This window comes from Calothrix sp. CCY 0018 (assembly GCF_963920925.1).
Taxonomy (GTDB): Bacteria; Cyanobacteriota; Cyanobacteriia; order Cyanobacteriales; family Nostocaceae; genus Rivularia.
On the sequence record NZ_CAWUDI010000037.1, the window covers coordinates 42,660 to 59,673 of the forward strand.

The 17,014-nt window shown below is 36.6% G+C and carries 14 protein-coding genes and 1 pseudogene; 5 read left to right on the forward strand and 10 right to left on the reverse strand.

Features of this window, described 5'->3' with window-relative positions:
• Nucleotide 1: 1 nt before the first annotated feature.
• The 3 genes from ACM03V_RS24175 to ACM03V_RS24185 all read right to left on the reverse strand — a co-directional run bounded on the left by ACM03V_RS24175 (nucleotide 2) and on the right by ACM03V_RS24185 (nucleotide 1,791).
• Complete coding sequence (locus ACM03V_RS24175; protein ID WP_414623348.1) at nucleotides 2–244, reverse strand: DUF4926 domain-containing protein; 243 nt, start codon at nucleotides 242–244, stop codon at nucleotides 2–4.
• 100 nt (nucleotides 245–344) lie between these two features.
• On the reverse strand, nucleotides 345–983 hold the full coding sequence (locus tag ACM03V_RS24180) for an alpha-ketoglutarate-dependent dioxygenase AlkB family protein (RefSeq protein ID WP_414623349.1): 639 nt from the start codon (nucleotides 981–983) through the stop codon (nucleotides 345–347).
• Between the two features lie 28 nt (nucleotides 984–1,011).
• Entirely contained in the window at nucleotides 1,012–1,791 is a 780-nt protein-coding gene (locus tag ACM03V_RS24185; protein WP_414623350.1) for a hypothetical protein, read from the reverse strand.
• A 371-nt stretch (nucleotides 1,792–2,162) separates the two neighbouring features.
• Between ACM03V_RS24185 and ACM03V_RS24190 the strand changes: the two genes are divergently transcribed.
• The 4 genes from ACM03V_RS24190 to ACM03V_RS24205 all read left to right on the forward strand — a co-directional run bounded on the left by ACM03V_RS24190 (nucleotide 2,163) and on the right by ACM03V_RS24205 (nucleotide 6,526).
• On the forward strand, nucleotides 2,163–2,933 hold the full coding sequence (locus ACM03V_RS24190; protein ID WP_414623351.1) for a Uma2 family endonuclease: 771 nt from the start codon (nucleotides 2,163–2,165) through the stop codon (nucleotides 2,931–2,933).
• A 41-nt stretch (nucleotides 2,934–2,974) separates the two neighbouring features.
• The gene (locus ACM03V_RS24195) at nucleotides 2,975–3,214 is read left to right on the forward strand and encodes a hypothetical protein (protein ID WP_414623352.1); all 240 of its coding nucleotides are present in this window, start codon (nucleotides 2,975–2,977) and stop codon (nucleotides 3,212–3,214) included.
• A gap of 600 nt (nucleotides 3,215–3,814) precedes the next feature.
• Nucleotides 3,815–4,915 carry a response regulator gene (locus ACM03V_RS24200; RefSeq protein ID WP_414623353.1) on the forward strand — a complete coding sequence of 367 codons (1,101 nt, stop codon included), beginning with the start codon at nucleotides 3,815–3,817 and terminating at the stop codon, nucleotides 4,913–4,915.
• A 237-nt stretch (nucleotides 4,916–5,152) separates the two neighbouring features.
• Nucleotides 5,153–6,526, forward strand: a complete 1,374-nt coding sequence (locus tag ACM03V_RS24205) for an aldehyde dehydrogenase (protein ID WP_414623354.1) — start codon at nucleotides 5,153–5,155, stop codon at nucleotides 6,524–6,526.
• Between the two features lie 123 nt (nucleotides 6,527–6,649).
• Here ACM03V_RS24205 and ACM03V_RS24210 read toward each other — a convergent pair whose 3' ends face one another.
• The 3 genes and pseudogenes from ACM03V_RS24210 to ACM03V_RS24220 all read right to left on the reverse strand — a co-directional run.
• Complete coding sequence (locus tag ACM03V_RS24210; protein WP_414623355.1) at nucleotides 6,650–7,246, reverse strand: sulfite oxidase-like oxidoreductase; 597 nt, start codon at nucleotides 7,244–7,246, stop codon at nucleotides 6,650–6,652.
• A 311-nt stretch (nucleotides 7,247–7,557) separates the two neighbouring features.
• Nucleotides 7,558–7,734 carry a 50S ribosomal protein L32 gene (gene rpmF, locus ACM03V_RS24215; RefSeq protein WP_414623356.1) on the reverse strand — a complete coding sequence of 59 codons (177 nt, stop codon included), beginning with the start codon at nucleotides 7,732–7,734 and terminating at the stop codon, nucleotides 7,558–7,560.
• Nucleotides 7,735–8,121: 387 nt separating this feature from the next.
• Nucleotides 8,122–8,515, reverse strand: a pseudogene (locus ACM03V_RS24220) (hypothetical protein); the annotation flags it as partial.
• 314 nt (nucleotides 8,516–8,829) lie between these two features.
• Between ACM03V_RS24220 and ACM03V_RS24225 the strand changes: the two are divergent.
• Nucleotides 8,830–10,626, forward strand: a complete 1,797-nt coding sequence (locus ACM03V_RS24225) for a caspase family protein (protein WP_414623357.1) — start codon at nucleotides 8,830–8,832, stop codon at nucleotides 10,624–10,626.
• A 28-nt stretch (nucleotides 10,627–10,654) separates the two neighbouring features.
• Here the strand turns inward: ACM03V_RS24225 and ACM03V_RS24230 are convergent, their stop codons facing one another.
• From ACM03V_RS24230 to ACM03V_RS24245, 4 genes are all read right to left on the reverse strand, one after another.
• Nucleotides 10,655–11,035: a Mo-dependent nitrogenase C-terminal domain-containing protein gene (locus ACM03V_RS24230; protein WP_414623358.1), complete on the reverse strand. Its 381-nt coding sequence runs from the start codon at nucleotides 11,033–11,035 to the stop codon at nucleotides 10,655–10,657.
• Nucleotides 11,036–12,137: 1,102 nt separating this feature from the next.
• The gene (locus tag ACM03V_RS24235) at nucleotides 12,138–13,910 is read right to left on the reverse strand and encodes a ribonuclease J (RefSeq protein WP_414623359.1); all 1,773 of its coding nucleotides are present in this window, start codon (nucleotides 13,908–13,910) and stop codon (nucleotides 12,138–12,140) included.
• Nucleotides 13,911–14,178: 268 nt separating this feature from the next.
• A complete protein-coding gene (gene dapA, locus ACM03V_RS24240; RefSeq protein ID WP_414623387.1) occupies nucleotides 14,179–15,072 on the reverse strand; it encodes a 4-hydroxy-tetrahydrodipicolinate synthase in 894 nt (297 codons plus the stop codon).
• Between the two features lie 421 nt (nucleotides 15,073–15,493).
• Nucleotides 15,494–16,516 carry an aspartate-semialdehyde dehydrogenase gene (locus ACM03V_RS24245; protein WP_414623360.1) on the reverse strand — a complete coding sequence of 341 codons (1,023 nt, stop codon included), beginning with the start codon at nucleotides 16,514–16,516 and terminating at the stop codon, nucleotides 15,494–15,496.
• Between the last annotated feature and the right edge of the window lie 498 nt (nucleotides 16,517–17,014).

A 17,014-nucleotide genomic window follows, 5' to 3' on the forward strand; every position in this document is an offset into this window, starting at 1 on the left:
CTTACGCAGTAGCCATCTCAGATTCTGATGAAGATAATGGCTCAAAATGTAAAAGCATAATTTTTTCTGCACGTAACCCAACCGATTCATAAGTACGTCCATTGCGATCGCTAAACTCAACTTCAAACGCAGCACCATCACCAAGTATTTCAACTATTGTACCAACTTGACCGCGTAACAGATTATATTCCTGAAGATCCACTGTCAACGCTACGACATCGAGTAAATTAAATTTGGTTGTCATAGGATACATCCACATACTAACGATAATCGTAGGCTGGGTTGAGGAACGAAACCCAGCATTCCGGTTGAGTTTCGTTATTTCAATCAAATTAATCACGTAATCAGCTGCAATGATTAATTACTCTAAAAGTTAAATTTATTCTTGGTTGGACTTTCTTCGATGTTTTTGGAATCTGATGCTGCCAAAAATGCTGCGTTGTTCCTGCCATTAAAAGAAAGCTTCCATGTGTTAACTCAACTTCTGATTTTAAATTTTTATCTTGCTTATGCCTAAATACAAATCTTCTTGTCCCACCAAAGCTAACAGAACCAATTACAGGATTTTGACCTAACTCTGGTTCCGCATCAGTATGCCAAGATATACCATCCTTTCCATCTCGATAAAGATTTAATAAAACGCTGTTAAATTCAACCTTTGCAATTTTCTCAACTTTTTCTTTTATTTGCAAGAGTGTAGGTGTCCAAGATTCAGGCTCTAAATTAATTCCTGAAAATGTATATGACTTATCTTTATCTCCATACCAAGCAGTTTGTCTTGGTAAGTTGACTTCTTTCCCATATATTTTCATCTTATCTTGTCGCCACTTGATTCCGTTAAACAAATTTTTAAAAAGTTCATCACTTTCATGATTATTAAAAAAGTTGCGATAGAAAAAGACTTCTGCATCTGGCATAGATAGAGTTTCTTTATCTACACTAGAGACGAATCCTGAAAATAAGTTACCTTGAATGGCATCCATAGTTTTATCTTATTTATAATTACTTTTATTAAAGTTTTACACTGAATTGTCTTTCATACCTTGCTATTCTTGATTTTTCAAACTTTCTAGTTGCTACTTTGAATATTTCTTGAAATATTTCTTCATCTGAATGAAATGGATTTTTAGTTCCAGGATATTCGCCAAACATACTATAGAAATTATCTATTCTATAATTTCTTGCAGTTTGATATGGACTTGTGCAAATAATACGGTTAATTCCTTGAAAGCAATTTATGATTAAATTATACAGTTTGCTTAAGTCAAATGCTTCCACATCTATAATGTTTGAAAAAAGATGAATCTTGATATTGCTATCACTTGTAATAAAATCACTAAATTCTAAATAATCTATATTCTTATTAACTGTTTTGATGATGGAGTGATTTAAGAGATTAGGCTGTAACATTTGACAGACAAAGTTATAACCTCGGCACAGTGCAATAGAAGATGGCTCTATAAGTGTAATCGATTTTATTTCAGGTTTAATACCTCGTTCAATAAGATAGTCTATTAAAACACAGGTTGCAGTTGCTTGACCACATCCCCAATCAATAATTTCTACGCTCTTACCGTCCGTGTACTTAAAGTTAGTTGAGGAGAATGCTGCATAAAGTTTATGAAAATGATGCCCTCCGTACAGTGCAATATATCTATCACATTCCGTTTCATCACTCAGCACTCTTGTACCACCATCGAGATTATCAAAGGGAATTTGAATTTTTCCCGTTCTAGGTATATAAATATCATTGAAAAACCTTGTCTGCGCTTGATTTTGGCTTGGAATCATTGCAACAAATCTTATGAGTTATGGCTATACTCTTAAGATGCCCATTCAAGCAAAAATGTTCTCAGTAATAATACTTTATTCCAAAAATGAAAGTATTTTTTTACTCTTAACGTTTAAATTATTTCCTTAGATTTTCCTTCCAACCCAAAAATATAAACTTATACAAAAAATCCTTATTATCAGTCCGGGAACCAAGGCGATCGCCGTTTCGGAACGTAAAAAATAATATCAATTATAGGCTGCGGTTCCACAGAAAAGTACGGTACCGCATTTATCTGTTAATCAATAAAACATTTTGATTTTTTCCAATTTTATTAAAATACAAATACTAAAATATTAACTAAACGAGACTATTGATGAGGTAGGATATTATGCTAACAACTTCAACCACTCATAAAATTACCTGGGAAAAATTACCAGATGATTTTGTCTTAGATGATGAACCAGTGGACAATATTAATCAACCCTTGCTTGCTGCGGCTTTAACAGAAAGCTTGGAACAAAATGGAAAATTACCAACGAATGCTTTAACTACAACTAATTACGGTATTTGTGCGACGTTGAATAATCGGTTAGTTGTCAAAGCACCAGATTGGAGTTATATACCATCAATTAAAGTTTCCCGTGAGGAGGTAAAGCGCAGTTATACCCCACGACTTGAAGGGGATATTCCAGTAATTGTGATGGAATTTATATCGGATACCGAAGGTAATGAGTATTCGAGCAAACCAACTTATCCTCCAGGTAAATGGTTCTTTTACGAACAAATTTTACAAGTTCCCAACTACACAATTTTTGAGCCAGATACCGGAGTTTTGGAAGTCTATAAATTAGACGATTCCGGACGATATAAACTGCAAACAGCGGATGCAAATAATCGTTATTGGATAGCTCAAATGCAGCTTTCTCTGGGTATATGGGAAGGTATGCGAGAAAACCGCACGGGTTATTGGTTGCGCTGGTGGGATGAAAATGGCGAATTATTGCTGTGGGGTTCGGAGTTAGCAGCTAGAGAGCGTCAGCGAGCTGAAGCCCAAAGCCAACGTGCCGAAGCCGAAAGTCAGCGTGCAGAAGCCCAAAGCCAACGAGCAGAAAGATTAGCACAACAGTTAAGGGCTGCGGGAATTGAACCCGAAGAATAACTATCAAAATTGAACTCAGAAATCATTAGCAGGTAATTAAAATGAATAACCCAACAAACGTTGAAGGATTATCGAAACAAGAAGAAAAGCTGGAAAAAGCACGAGCAAATGTAATTAAAATTGTCCAAACAAGGTTTAAAAAAGTCCCAGATGAAGTCATACAGGCAATTAAAGCAATAGATGACGAATCATTATTAGAAAAACTGTTTACAAATTCGATTATTGTTGCGGATTTGGAAGATTTTCAAAAAGTTGTTAAAGGTGTTGTATCTAGAAAGTAATTTAAAGCGCTATTCAATTTTTATAACCTGTTAAAAAAGTCTTGCTGCATTCGATATTAAACTACACATATATCAAATGCAGCAATCAATATATCAAAAGACATATTTTTGCTCAAAACATCTGTAAAATCTTCACCGAAGCAAGATTTAGTCAATAATTAAAAGATTTGTGGGTAATGTCGCCCTCTGAGGCGATACCAACGTAACCTAAAGATGATGGGGTAATTAATACTTGCTATTATCTCTTTAAAATAATAACTTTTTGCTTGATAGTACAAGCTTCTATGATTTAATAGCAAACCTGATAGAAATCAAATTTTGTTAATTATGCTACTATTTCTTAGACTTATTTTGATAGATAAATCAATTTAACGGTGATTTTTATCACTGCAATATTTTTTAGATTACTTATACTAATTTCAATTAAATCAAGTTAATTGTTTTTCATCGGCAGGAGTATTTTATAGTCATAAAAATCACAAAAAAATAATTTTGCTTCAAGCTTTCGCAAGCAGTTATTGAAAATAGCAAACTTCCGATTAACCTCAATTTAACTGTTTTAATCCAAATAAAATCTTATATTAACCTTTGTACTAAACTATGAATTCTGACAATTCGATATCTGACAAAATCTTAGTTGTTGATGATTCTCCCGATAATGTCTTTTTAATCAAAACCATTTTGGAGGAAGAAGGTTATGAAGTTAGTACGGCAGAAAATGGTTCTACTGCATTAAAAAGAATTGCAGAATCAACGTTTGATTTAATATTGTTAGATTTAATGATGCCGGGAATGGATGGTTATCAGGTAACTAAGCATATCCGAGGAAATGCTGAACTATCTTTTATTCCCATTTTGTTGATAACCGCTCACGATTCACCTAATGTTGCTCACGGATTAGATTTGGGTGCTGATGATTTCATCCGTAAACCTGTAACGGTAGATGAATTGCTGGCAAGAGTGCGATCGCTTTTAAGGCTCAAACACAGTATTGACGAACGAGATGAAATTGCTCGTCAGCGGGAGGATTTTGTTTCTCGTTTAACCCACGATTTACGCACTCCTTTGGTAGCAGAGGAGCGCATGATGATACTGTTTCTCGAAGGTGCTTTGGGGGAACTATCCCCATCAATGAATGAAGCACTAACCATCATGGCTCGCTCTAACAGCAATTTGTTAGCGATGGTAAATACTCTATTAGAAGTTTACCGTTTTGAAGCCGGACGTAAAACTTTAGCATTTTTACCAGTGGATATTCGTCAATTGATTGAGGAAGTTGCGAGTGAATTGACTCCCTTAGCCGAACAAAAAAATTTGTTAATTAAAGCCGATGTACAACAAGCACAAAACGCAACTAAAGTAATTGGCGATCGCCTTGAGTTGCATCGGCTATTTACCAATTTAGTGGGAAATGCCATCAAATTTACCGATAATGGCTCGGTTACGATGTGTTTACAACCCGATTCGAGCGATTGCGGCGCTATAACGATCAAAATTGTAGATACCGGACAAGGTATTTCCCCCGAACAACAAGCCAATTTATTTGAAAGATTTCGTCCCGGAAGCCATAAACGTTCTGGTAGCGGTTTAGGATTATACCTTTCTCGGCGTATTGTGGAAGCTCATCAAGGTACTATTGAAGTTAATTCCGAACTTGGTAAAGGTAGTGTTTTTACCGTTACCCTGCCAATGAAACAATAAATCAATTTTAGATTTTAGATTTTGGATTAGAAGATAAGAGTTAATTGTTAGTTGTTAGTTATTAGTTATTGGGAGTTAGGAGTTTTTAACAAGTAGCAAGTAGAAAGTAGCGAGTAATTTTTATTCTTACAGGGCTACTCAAACGTCTATGACTTACTCGTTACTCGTTACTTTAAGAATCTCTCCCTATTCCCTATTCCCTATTCCCTGTTCCCCACTCCCTATTCCCTATGTAATATGTTCGCCGAAACAATCCACAATCAACGCGATTTTTTTCAAACAGGTAAAACTAAAGATATTCCTTTTCGCATTCAGCAGTTAAAAACTCTCAAACACGCAATAATTGATCACGAAGCAGCAATTTTTAATGCACTAAAAGCCGATTTAAACAAGCCGTTAGAAGAAAGTTTTACAGCAGAAATCGTACTGGTTGTGAAAGAAATTCAATATGCTATCAAAAATATAAAAAATTGGAATAAGCCTAAAAAAGCGCAAATTCCCTGGCAATTCATTCCAGCTTCAGCAAAAATTTACCCAGAACCTTTAGGTGTGGTTTTAATTATTGGTGCTTGGAATTATCCATTTCAATTAGTGATTGCTCCTTTAATAGGTGCTATCGCTGCCGGAAATTGTGCAATTATCAAACCTTCTGAAATTGCTTCTCAGACTTCTAATCTTATCTTTGAAATTTTTGAGAAGTATTTTGATAAATCATATTTAGCTGCGATAGAAGGAGGAGTAGAAACTTCTCAACATTTATTAGCAGAAAAGTTTGACCATATCTTTTTTACTGGCGGTAATGCTGTCGGGAAAATTGTTATGGAAGCCGCAGCAAAACAACTCACACCCGTTACATTAGAACTGGGTGGAAAATCTCCTTGCATTGTAGATACCGATATTGACATTAAAATCGCTGCTAGACGCATAACTTGGGGAAAATTTTTTAATGCCGGACAAAGTTGTCTTGCACCAGACTATCTTTTAGTTGATAGAAAAATTAAAAATAATTTATTAGATGAAATAAAACAGTGTCTTCAAGAATTTTACGGTGAAAACCCTGCGAAAAGTCCCGATTATGCCAGAATCATCAATCAAAAGCAATTTGATAGATTAGTAAATTATTTAAAAGATTTAAAAGATGCAAAAATAATTATTGGTGGCGAAACAACTTCCGAAGAACGTTATATTGCTCCTACTGTCATCGATAGCGTTTCTTGGGAAGATGCAGTAATGCAAGAAGAAATTTTCGGTCCTATTTTACCAATAATAGAATTTACCGATATTAAAGAAGCCGTCAATATAGTTAACTCTCAACCAAAACCCTTAGCCTTATATTTATTTTCTCAAAATAAAACCCTGCAAAAACAAATAATAAGGGAAACTGTCTTCGGTGGAGGTTGTATAAACCACATATTAATTCATTACACTGTTCCCTCTTTACCATTTGGCGGTACAGGAAATAGCGGAATCGGCAGCTATCATGGGAAAGCCGGTTTTGACACCTTTTCTCACTACAAAAGCGTACTCAAAAAACCTTTTCTTCTAGACGTAAAATTACTGTATCCACCTTATGAGGGTAAATTGTCGTTGCTTCGACGAATTTTTGGATAAGTATTGGGCATTGGGCATAGGGCATTGGGCATGGGAGATGGGGAGAATTTTAACCTTTAACCTTTAACCTAAGTTACTCCTAACTCCTAACTGGTAACTGTTAACTGCTCACTGCTCACTGTCTCAAAATCCACTATACCGTTCTTCTTTAAAAGGTTCGCCGCGACGGTGATAACCGTTACGTTCCCAAAAACCTAATTCTTCATGGTCTAAAAATTCTAAGCCATTTATCCATTTAGCACTTTTCCAAGCGTAAAGGTGAGGTACCACCGAGCGCATGGGACCACCATGTTCGGCGCTTAAAGGTTCGTCAAATAGCTTAAAAGCAAAAAAATTTTCTTCTCTTACAAAGTCTTCTATTGCAATATTGGTAGTGTAACCGCCGTAGCAATGTTCCATGATATGAGTTGCTTTGGGGTCTACTTCAATAACTTTCATAAAGTCAGTAACTTTAATTCCAGTCCATTTGACATCGAGTTTAGACCACCGGGTTACGCAATGGAAGTCGGCTGTAAACTGGTTATGGGGTAATTCCATAAAATCCGACCAGTTCCATTTTTTCGGCTTTACCAAACCCCATACGCTAAATTCCCATTCTTCCGTACTAACTTGCGGAGTCGCACCATAAGTAAGCACCGGAAACCCCTTAGCTAAATGCTGCCCAGGAGGAACGCGATCGCTATCTTCAGAAGTCGGTTTTTGAAAAAACTTTCCCAGCATGGCTTGGTAAAATAATTTTTTAATAGATAATAATATATTTCTCAGGAAATTATTGCATCATTAGCAATATGTAATTTCTTCTGCTCCTACTCCCTACTCCATCTCAAAACTTTAAAAACCATTAACCAGCTAAGCTTCTGTTCCCCGTTTTCCATTAAGAGTTCCCTCTCGCCAACTATTTTTTTACCCAACAGGATTTTAGATGATGGTTTCAAGCAAGACGGTTCTGTCTTATGTAACTTTTCAATAATTCTTGACCTAAAATCCTGTTGGAACTGGACAAATAGCTAAATTTATCAACTGAGAGTAAATTACTCTTCGTCTTCTTCTTCCTCTTCTCCAGATGGATAAACAAATGTAGAGCGTCCGGTCAAAATTGATTTACCAAGCGAAAGAGCTTTTTGGGCTTCAACACTCGCTTTGTGTCTCCAAGTTGCTCGACGCTTATCACGCCTGGATTTCGATGTTTTCTTCTTTGGAACAGCCATAAAATCAGATACCGTTTTTTGACAACCTTTTTATTCTAAGGCATGAATTGCTTAATAGCCTATGATTGGAAGCATTTAAACCACCAAAGAATAGCCCCCCTTAAAACAAGGGGGGTTGGGGGGATCTCAAAGTTTGAAATAAGAGACGAATTATTCCCTTTAACTACTCCACTTCAATTTCAACTTCTTCAACTTCTGGTATCGGAATTGGAACTGCCTCAGATGGTGGGGGAGAAACTTCAACTTCTGGTGTCGGAATTGGATCTGATAACGATGGTGGGGGAGAAACTTCAACTTCTGGTGTCGGAATTGGATCTGATAACGATGGTGGGGGAGAAGTTTCTTCAAGATCATTGCTTTCTCCACTCGATGCGGAATTTGTCGCACTTGGTTCAAAAAATAGCAGTGTTCGAGCCATTCTGAAATACTTTGCCCAACGTTGCGTATCTGGACGATTGCGCCATTGAGTACGACTGACATTTAATTCCAAAACAGGCGCGATCGCACCATAATTTTGTGCGGAAATAACTACCGATACGTCTGTAACTAAAATATCTTTATCGAAACTACGTTGAGCGGCGGCTCTTGCTACTGCTTCTGCTCTCCGTAGCAAGCTTTGGTAGTTGTCTCCCGGTAAACGAGTAATTTCTAAGTCAACTCTCGAAGTATAAGCTCGCACGATTTGAGGAGCAATTGTTTCCGATACTAACCACATTGGTGCTGCCATACTCAGCAAAAGTACGGCTGTCTTTATCCGGATTTTCTTTGTGATTGATAGCATAAGTGGAATGAATGTAATCAATGTTTTTCTTTTTGACAAGTTATTGCCGACCATTATTTATAAACTCCTCCCAAGCGCGATAAATAAATGCACTATTAATAAAAGTAAAAGTGCAATTGTCTTTTAAAGTAATAATTCTGACTTACCATCTTAAAGTCTGATGATAATCATTTAGACTTATTCACATAGGTTAACTTTGTTTTTTAGGCAAAGCAAATTACATTAAATACGCTTGCGGTACTTAGATGTGAAGAATTGACAATCTACGATTACCGTAAGTATATATATTTAGTTTCTAATAATTAAAAGGGCGCATGGCAAAACTATGGGCGATCGCTATTGGCATCAATCAGTATCAATATTTTCAACCTTTAGGTTATGGGAGCGCTGATGCTGAGGCTTTAAAAGATTTTTTAGTTAAGCAAGCAGGTTTTCCAGAGGAACAGTGTCTGCTGATGACCGATTCTTCCGTACCTATGGGAGATAAATCGACTTTACCTACAAAGAATAATATTCTTGAGTTACTCGAAGATTTAGCTGCTAATTCCTGGCAACCACAAGATAAATTATGGTTGTTCTTTAGCGGTTATGGCATCACCTATGAGGAACAAGATTACTTGATGCCTATTGAAGGAGATTCCAAACGGGTTAAAGAAACTGCGATAGAAATGCGCCAGTTGATGCAAACTCTACAGGTGGCTGAACTGGAAACTTTGCTATTACTGGATTTCAACCGGGCTTTTGGTACCAAGGCAGATTCTTCTATCGGGCAAGAAACTATTGAATTAGCTCAAGAATTACAAATCTCTACCATACTTTCGTGTCAACCAGAACAGTTTTCTCATGAAAGTAGCGAGTTAGGGCACGGTTTTTTTACAGCCACACTACTGGAAGCTTTACGTTACGGCAACACCAATAATTTGGCTGGTTTGGAAAGTTATTTAAGCGTTCGTACTCCCGAACTCTGTCAGCATCATTGGCGGCCAACTCAAAATCCTGTTGCTTTTATTGCATCGCCGCAACAAAGCTTGTTTGAACAATTTGAACAAGATCAAGTCAAAAGCAATACAGAAGAACCACTGAGTGTTCTAGATTCTAGAGAAACTTTTACAGCACGAGAGGCACCAAAGTTAGAAGAGAAACCAGTAGATAATTCTTCACAAGTTGCACAAGTAGTCACAAAAAGTTTTCCTGTTTCCGTCGCTTCCCCCGAAGTTGCAGAGAAACCAGAAAAAACTTCTTCTGTTTCTAAAAATTCCCCGACTCCTACAGCCGATGAAAATACCAAAGAGAAAACCGAAAATAAAAAGACAGAAAATACATCTAGTAAATTGCTGTTGCTTGGATGTGTGGGAACTTTAATCTTTGGTGGATTATTTTTAGTTGCTTTCGTTTACCAGCAATCTCGCTCTCAAACCAAATTAACGGTTGTTAAACCTTTACCCAGTAATTATGAAAGGGTAGAAACACAACAGCCAACAAAACAGAGAGTTAATAATTCCAATTCGCAAGAAACTATTCAAGCAATGGTGGAATTGGAAAAAATGTCTCTAAATGCCAATCAAGCTAGCGATTTGAGTAAAGCGATCGCCAATGCTAAAAATATTCAACTCGGTGAAGCGGGTTACAAACAAGCTAGACAAAATATTAAGGTGTGGAGCGGTATGATTTTGGATTTAGCTAGAAATCGTGCTGAAAACAGGGAATATTCCAATGCAATAACCACAGCTGGATTAATCGGTAATGAAGAGTCAAATTTCCGAGAAGCCCAAACAGCTATTAAACAGTGGCAAACTGAATCCAAACAATATTTAAGTAATAAAACTCTTTTAGAAGCAGCCCAAGCTTTAATTAAACCTTCACAAGCATCTTCTTACAATCGTGCTATCGAAGTTGCTAAAAGAGTACCATCTTCTGAAGCCGGTTACGATCTGGCTCAAGAATCTATAGATAAATGGAGTCTAGAAATCTTACAGCTTGCTAAAAATCGTGCCAATAACAAGCAATATTCTTCGGCAATTGCAACCGCTACTTTGGCTCCAGAAGGTACAGCTGCTTATGCCGAAGCTCAAAAACTGATCAAACAGTGGCAACAAGTACAAAGCGAATAATTCTTAACTCCATACCTCACTTTACGATTTAACAATATTGCGAAATATCCTCGCCACATTCATCAGCTAAATAGCACAATCCTCTAAAACGCAATCCAACCACTTCTTCATATAATGGGTTGAGTTTGCACATTGGAGGAATGTGGAACAAAGTTCTACCTTTGAACTTCACATCTCGCTCAAACGGACATTGAGCCGGAATTAAACTACAAACACGATGAGCAAATTGGCGATCGCGCACTTGGATATTATCTACCCAAATCCGCAGGGGTTTTAAAATATCGAACCGAGGTTGTTTAATACTCGGATTCTGCTGCTGGGCTACATTAGCTTCACTTTCTTGTTCTTGATTTATTGATACCCAGCTTGCCAGAAATATTTTTTTTGTGGTATTATTGAATACCTTCATTTTTTTTTCCTCTAATTCTTGGAGGTTGTTTTGGTCAATTCAACGAACATCTACGGAGGGGTAAATCAACTTTTGCGAGAAGCCTTTTATCCTGACGAAGATTTCGTCTATTTTGTTCGGTAGCTTCCTTAATAGAAAGCTGTCCTTTGCTACGTCAAGTTAAGCGCAATTTTGCTTAAATCGGAAGTGTGATACTTCTATCTTGTTTATAACTTGACACACTTGAAATTATAGTAAAGTCATCTACCTATGGTTATATTGTAGTGTAACATTTACAAAAATTAACAGAAAACACTTTGATCGGTGAAATTGATAATATGCTTTGTGCCAAAGGCTATACAAGGTTAGCGCAGACTGCTTAGAAGTGGCTAGTGTTTACATCACATCAAAGAGCCAATTCTAAGAAGGTTTGTGGTGTTAAGAAGTATTTATGGCTGATAAAGGTTAATTTTCGTCTTTTTTGGCCAAATAGAACGGAATATTACACTGTTAATTATTTAAAGAATAAGAAAATAGTTGTTATTTCAGTAGCGTTGAAATACCTATTGCGAAGCATCTCAACCGTATCATTGGAGTGCTTAAAACCTTACATTGGCAATCTAAATATTTTTATTAGTTCTTGAATATACCGATTAGGGGACATTCAAACCCAATTAGCTATTGATCCTGGATTATTTTGTTTAGATATAATTTTTACAAATCGGTTTACTTTTACCTACTCAAGCACAAGTTATATTTTTCAAAGTTTTTCTCTGATGACTTTTATTGCTTGATATTGACAGCTATATAAAGCAGGTAAAAATTTTTGAAAATTATCGCAATTTTTACTCCGATAAAATATATTTATCATGGTATGGACATCTTGCCCTTGCATCCCAACTGATTAATTAAAAAAAAATTGTTCGTAGTAGCGCTACTACGAACCATGATTATCCTTCAAAATTAACGCCATATTTTGAAATTTTATTAAAATAGCTATTTTTAAGCATCCATGCAGAAAATCCCCCTTCTCTTGAAGAAAAGGAGGATTTTAATTTAAAGATAGGATTTCAAGACTTTATAATCAAATCTATAATTTCCTTACCTCAATATTTTTCAAAACTTACGACGCAACTTGTTGAGCAGCAGTACGAGTACGTCTTCTTCTACCATCCGAAACTACTGGAGGGGAATCTGGAATCTGCATCAATAAAGTAACTGTAGGCTGAGATCGTAACTCTCGTCGTAAATTACGCGCCAAATCTTGCTCTATTACTTCTTGCAAACCACCCCAATCGATATCTGGCTTTTTACCGTTCATAGGTTGAGCAAATTCTTCCCAACGCAACGCCAGTATTTCTTCAAATCGCTGCTGTACCCATTTGTGTACCATAGATTTTTCCATGCTGGTAACTACACCCCGCAAGTGAATCTCTGGTTTAGCCAACATTTTACCGTTCCAATCAACTGCTGCTGCAACGGTAACGATACCTTCTTCTGCCATGCGCTGACGTTCTAGCAAGACTTTATCACTAACCATGCCAGAACCAGAAGTATCTACCAATTCCAAACCGGATGGTACTTTACCTGCAACACTAATAGAATTTTCAGTCAATTCAACAATATTGCCATTCTCAATAATCACCATATTTTCGGCAGGAATACCCATGCTTTGCGCTGTCTGAGAATGTTTGACTAACATTCTATGTTCGCCGTGAACGGGTAAGAAGAATTTGGGCTTTGTCAAGGCAAGCATCAATTTTTGATCTTCCTGACAGCCGTGCCCGGAAACGTGAATTCCATGAGAGCGACCGTAAATAACTTTTGCACCTTGCTGCATTAATTTGTCAATTACTCCTACCACCGCAATGGTATTTCCAGGAATCGGATTAGCGGAGAATGCAACTGTATCTCCTTCCCGAATCTTAATGTGAGGATGTTCTCCCCTAGCAATACGAGTCATCGCTGCCATTGTTTCGCCTTGAGAACCAGTAGTTAAAATCAATACTTTGTCATCTGGCAAACTACGAGCGACGTGCAAAGGTTGAAATAGCTTATCTTCACATTTGATGTAGCCAAGATTGCGAGCGTGAGCAATCAAGTTCAACATCGAGCGTCCAACTACAGATACCGATCGACCATGTTTTTGCGCTAACTGCAAAATCATGTTGATACGATGTACCGAAGAAGAAAAGGTAGTAATGAAAAGTCTGCCTTCGGCTAGCATCACAATTTTTTCTAAATTGGGATAAACCGAACGCTCTGAAGGAGTAAATCCAGGTACTTCTGCGTTAGTAGAATCGCTCATCAAGCAAAGTACGCCTTTTTCACCGTGTTCGGCTAACCGTTGCAAGTCAAAGTGTTCGCCATCTACTGGAGTATGGTCCACTTTGAAATCTCCTGAATGAATTACAACCCCTAACGGTGTATGTATTGCAACTGTAAAACTATCGCAAATACTATGGGTATTGCGGATATACTCTACCAAGAAGTTTTTACCTATCCGCACCATATCGCGAGGTTTAACAGATTTTAATTCGGTGCGATCGCGAACTCCGGCTTCTTCTAGTTTGCGCTCTAGCATTGCCATTGCCAATCTAGGGCCGTGAATTACAGGAATATCAAACTGTTTGAGGTGAAAAGCAATACCGCCAATATGGTCTTCGTGCCCGTGGGTAACAACCATACCCTTGATTTTATGACGATTTTCTCTCACATAAGTCATGTCTGGTAAGACAATATTGACTCCATGCATTTGATCGGTAGGAAAAGCTAAACCAGCATCTAGAAGAATAATTTCGTCTTCATACTCAAAAATACAGGTATTTTTTCCAATTTCATGCAGTCCGCCCAATGGAATAATTTTAAGGGCAGAAGTTACTTCTTTCTTAGCCATGTTTTTCCTTAGTTAATAAATTAGTTGGATTTTTCTTTTCAGTTAAAAACTTGATTGGAGTGTTTTATAAGACAACCTTTAATGGTTTTTTTTAACTGCATAGTCTTATTTTGCAAGATTTTATTAATGTCTAATTGTCATTCATCACGGATTATAAATACCGCTGGCAAAAACATTTCTGCTATTCAATTGCAAAACAATTATCTTTAAAACAAGCTTGTTAACGACTATTATATGTATTATATTTTACACTATATTTGCGAATACATCATCTAACTTTATTCAAATCCAGTTCTTCTAATACTGTTTCTAATTGTTGAGTTAATTCAGATTCAGCTTCATATAAAGGTAGACGAGTTGAACCAACATCCCATCCTTGAAGATTTAAAGCTGCTTTAACCGGAATAGGATTTGCAGTCGCAAATAAAACTTTGAACAGTGGAAAAAGTTTCAAATGAATTTCTCTGGCAGCTTGTACTTTGCCAACTTCAAATGCTTGAATCATCTGCTGTAATTGCAAACCAACTAGATGAGAAGCTACACTTACTATACCCTTTGCCCCAACAGATAACAAAGGCAAAGTCATGTAATCATCACCAGAATAAATCTGAAATTCTGGTGGTGTCAAGCGTCGCATTTGACTTGCTTGGTCTATATTCCCAGTTGATTCTTTTATACCGAAAATATTTTCTATTTCGGCTAAGCGGGCTACTGTTTGGGGCTGTAGGTTTTGACCAGTACGACCCGGAACATTGTATAACAACAATGGTAACTCAGGTACGGCTTCAGCTATTGCCTGAAAATGACGATAAAGTCCAGCTTGCGGGGGTTTGTTGTAATAAGGTACAACTTGCAATGAACCATGTACTCCCATTTTAGCTGCTTCTTGTGTAGCTGCAATTGCTTCTTTTGTAGAATTAGAACCACAACCTGCAATTACCTTTGCTTTACCCGATACGGCTTGCAATACACATTTAAACAATTGATATTCTTCATCCCAAGTCATGCTGGGAGATTCACCTGTTGTTCCGCAGATTATAAATGTATCCGTACCGTTTTGTGCCAGATGTGCGGCTAATTTTTCCGCTACATCGTAATTAACGCTGCCGTCTTCCTTAAACGGCGTAACCATTGCGGTTATAACCTTCCCAAAATCTACCACCACTAAATTTACTCCTAATTACATAAAGGCAGTTAATACATTCATTAGTGGCTGTCTACCTGTTTGATAACTGAAAGCCATTTCTTCTTCAAGGGCAAATGATACCTGATTCATTACTTTTTTATCCTTAAATTAATCTTGATTAATTAATAACAATTGTTGCTTTAAGTTTTGTTTCTTGAGTAATTGCTAAGAATACAGCTTCAGAAAAAACTGTCAATTGCCTTTTTATACAGTATTAATACAGTTATTTACTAACATTATTGACCATTTTTCGCCTTTTTACCCTGTTGCCTCTCTTGAAAAGTTGCTCCCTATTGCCTATTGCCTCTTTGTAATATTTTGTTAACATACTAGGTATTTAAGAACCATTATTCTTTTAATAATTATTTTAATATATTACATAGAAAATAATCTTGTTTCAGGATGCTAACATATTCTTTTCTACCAATAATTCGGCAATTTGAACTGCATTCAAAGCCGCACCTTTACGAATTTGATCTCCACACAACCATAGCTCCAACCCGCATTGATGAGAAATATCTTGACGAATTCTTCCCACTAAAACATCATCTTTTCCTGTTGCTTCTAAAGGCATGGGAAAATAATTAGCTTCCCAATCTTCTATTAATTTTACACCTTTAGACTTACTTAAAATTTCTCTAGCTTCCTCTATATTAAAAGGTGTTTCAAATTCTAAATTAATTGCTTCGGAATGAGCGCGTAATACAGGCACTCTAACGCAAGTTGCAGTAATCCGGATATCTTGATTATTAAAAATTTTGCGAGTTTCGTTGACCATTTTCATTTCTTCCTCGCAATAACCATCCGAATTTAATGGAGAATTATGTGGAAATAAGTTAAACGCCAACGGATAAGGAAATACCTTTGCTACTGGTTCTTTTCCTTCTAAAATATCTATAGTTTGGTTTTTTACTTCTTCCATAGCTTTAGCACCAGCGCCACTAGCAGACTGGTAAGTAGCCACAACAATACGTTTTATGGGCTTTACTTTATGCAGCGGAAATATGCCCACCGACATCAAAATAGTTGTGCAATTAGGATTAGCAATAATACCTTTGTGGTTGACTACAGCTTCGGGATTTACTTCAGGTACTACTAAAGGAACTTCAGGATTCATCCGGAAAGCGCTGGAATTATCAACTACCACCGCACCTTTCTCTACTGCTTTGGGTGCCCAAATTTTAGAAATAGAACCGCCAGCAGAAGCCAAAACCAAATCTACGTTTTCTAGAGCGGCTTCGCTTACCGCTTCTACTAATAAATTTTCTCCTTTAAAAGGTAGTTTTTTCCCCGCACTACGTTCTGAAGCTAATAATTTTAGCTCAGTCAAAGGAAAATCTCTTTCTTCAAGTAATTCTAGCAATTCTGTGCCTACAGCACCAGTCGCTCCCAAAATAGCTACACGATAGGCTCTCTCCAAATCCTAAACCTCCTGTCAAAAGTACTATTTACAATGATTCATCAAATTTTCATAATAAAATTAATAAATATATTATTCCGCAAAACCTTAATAGTATTTAAACGAATTTCAGCGGATTTGTAAATGATTTTTAATATCAGAAATAACTATATTTGTTCTCTAATTAATTTATTCTTTAATATTTTCTTACTTAAAACTTCCCTCCGGACGAACTACTTTACAACAATTATTAATTAAATTACTTACTTATATTTTATAAATAAATAATAAATTATATAAAGTATATATTATACACCATTATGGTTATTGTCAGTCAACGTATAGCGCAAATTATTTATGATTCTTGTATGGCAACGCTTAGGACGCGCGGAAATTATTAAAACGGCATTGACTAGAAGGGTTGATGTACTATGATTCAAATGGTCTGGCGTTTTAATAGAGCAGGCGAACCTCAATAATAATGATATAATTCACCGGATTGTGCAATATATAGTGCAA